Origin of the sequence: Helicobacter pylori (genome assembly GCF_011140715.1) — a bacterium.
In the GTDB taxonomy this organism is placed as follows: domain Bacteria; phylum Campylobacterota; class Campylobacteria; order Campylobacterales; family Helicobacteraceae; genus Helicobacter; species Helicobacter pylori_DA.
In genome coordinates this window covers 1-2,688 of sequence record NZ_SFZZ01000073.1, presented here as the reverse complement: position 1 = coordinate 2,688, position 2,688 = coordinate 1, and the positions used below count along the sequence as shown (strand labels likewise).

1 pseudogene is annotated in these 2,688 nt (G+C 36.8%); it reads right to left on the bottom strand.

From position 1 onward, the window contains the following. Positions 1 to 2,626, bottom strand: a pseudogene (locus EWZ81_RS07045) (helicase-like domain-containing protein); the annotation flags it as partial. Positions 2,627 to 2,688 lie beyond the last annotated feature (62 nt).

The window sequence follows — 2,688 nt, the reverse complement described above, 5'->3', positions numbered from 1 at the left end:
CTAAATTCGCTCTTTTTTCAGCGTTCATTTTCTTTAAGACTTCTTTAGATTTAGGGTTGAATACAGGCTTATAATCTCTGTCTTTACCCATTTTGGCTAAATCGTCTATTAGAGTTTTATGATCCCATTTTAAAGCTTGCAAGTATTCTAATCGTGGGTAAGGAAGTTTTTGCTCCACTAATCTGGTGTATTTAGCGATATTTTCTTTAGTGGTTTCAATGGAGTTTTCTAATTCCTTGATTTTTTCAGGGAGTTTAATGATAGCGTTATCCAACCTCTTTAAAAACCCATCAAATTTAATCTCAGCGCAGAAATTATAAGAGCTAAACAGTTGGTTAGTATCGTTTTTATAGACCATATTGCTAGGGCTATAGGCAATATTGGGATTGTCTTTAGGGCTTAAACTAAACTCCACTTGATACTTAGTTTTATAAGAATTCACCACAAAGCCCTTGTATTCTAAAAGCTTACAATCTTCTTCTTCATTCAAAAACAAGGTGTTCAAGTTGCTTGCAAATTGCTTTTTAATAGCGTCTAGTTTTTCTTTATTTTGTTCGGCTATTTGCTTGTTTTGTTCTTTGAGTTTTTTGTGCGTCAATTCTTCACTCATAGAGGCGTTTTCTTTTAAAGGCTCTACTTCTTTAACTTTGATAAGCTCATAATCCTTACTCTCTTCATTTTTCAAATCATAGAGCTTGATCTCTGTATGAGTGGGGATCATTACAGAGCTTTGAAGCGTTTCTAAATCTTTCAATTCCTGTTTAAGATAACCCAATTTAGAAGAGTTGTTTTTCAAATTCTCTTCATTGAAGTAATTTTCTTTATTGAAAGCTTTGTATTTTGCTTCTTCATTTTTGATTTCAGCTCTCAATTTGACTTCTTCAATAATTAAGGGATTACCTGTTGCTTCTGCTTTCATCTCACTTGCATTAGAACTCCCCATATTAAAGTCTTCTAATTCATTCAAGCCTAATTTGTGCGCGTTTCTAAATTGCTCTATGCCTTTAGATTTAGTCTCTATGATTTGCCACATACGGCTATCGTAAGTTTTTTCAGTGGCGTAGCGATAGATTTTCATTCTAAAATTTTCAGGATCGTTTTGGTGCAAAATATTGCCTTGTCTTATCCCACGCCCTTCCATTTGCAACAATTCATCAGGTCTCCATGGGCAATCTAATTCATGCATAGCGACTAATCTGGCTTGCACATTAGTGCCTACGCCCATTTTAGCGGGACTGCCCAATAATACCCTGACTTCTCCACGATTGAGCTTTTTAAATGAATCCTGCTTTTGTTCTTCGGTTTTAGCGTCATGGATGAAAGCGATTTCATTTTGTGGGATACCCATTTGGACTAAATGCCTTAAAACATCGCTATAAACATCAAACGAACAGCCTTTAGCTAGCTCTTCATCTAAATTGACGCTTTTAGCCTTTTTCTCTTTGAGTTCGTTCTCTAATTCTTTCTTGCTAGGAGCGATGAGATTGCCCTTTTCATCATAACTAGACAAGCTCTCTAAAAGCTCTTGAGCTTCATCTAGGGGATTTTTGTTTTCTATTCCATGAGCGTTATCTAACACTTCTAAACTCACTTTTTGGCTATGGGTTTTGGGCGTGGATAGCCCTATGAAACCAAGTTGTGTGCCTTTAGTGGCATGAGTTTCTAAATAATTCTCATAGATATTTTCTGCCATAGCATAGCTTTTAGAAAATTCTTTTTCCACTTTAGCGTTAGGATCAATCAAGCGGTAATCCAAAGCCACTTTTCTAGCGTCTGTGGTGCAAGAAAGGATATTGTCTTGCCCTTTTTTGCTTTTCTTGCCCTCGCATTTTTGCATCCTATCAATGATAGAGCCTTCATTATACTTACCATTTTCATCCGCCACTCCAATGAATTGAGCCACTTCTTCGCTTCTTTTCACCACCACATTGATAGGCTTATCCCCATACACTTTAGGCACAAAGTGGGGGTTATGCTTTAAAATGTCATCATTAGAGACAATATCCGCAAAGGCTCTATACATGGTGCTTAAGCCTTGCACATCGCTAAATTTAGAAAAGCGATTGACCATTTTATAGCTTTGAGCGGAAGTGTCTAATTCAAAATCATTCATCACTTCCCCATAAGTCTTAGCCCAATCATCAAAGAATTCTAACCCTCTTTCTTTCAACACATCAGGGGTCAGGTAGCGTTGCAAGTGATACATTTCACTCAAGGAATTAGCTATAGGCGTGCCGGTTAAAAACATGATTTTCTTATTGTTTTGATGCAAGTAGCGCGTTTTAATAAACAAATCTCTGGCGCGATTAGAGCCTTGTTGGTTACCAAGCCCTGCAATTTTTTCCATAGAAGTTTCAAAGGCTAGATTTTTGAATAAGTGGGCTTCATCCACAATCAAATTGTCAATCCCCATTTGACTAATATCAATATGAGAGCCTTGTTTTTCTAAAATCGCATCGTATTTAGCACGGATTTTATCCAGCTTGTTTTTAAAGGCTCTTTCATTGGGCTTTTTATTTTCTCTAGGGTTATTTTTATAAGCCAGTTCTTGCCTTTCAAAGTTTTTTTCGGCATTCACTAGCTCTTCTTCTTTCAATCCTTCTATGATTTCTCTAGGGTTAGACAGTGAAACCACCCCTTGCTAAAGCAAGGAGCTTCCTAACTAAAGCGTCCTAATGGACACTAACA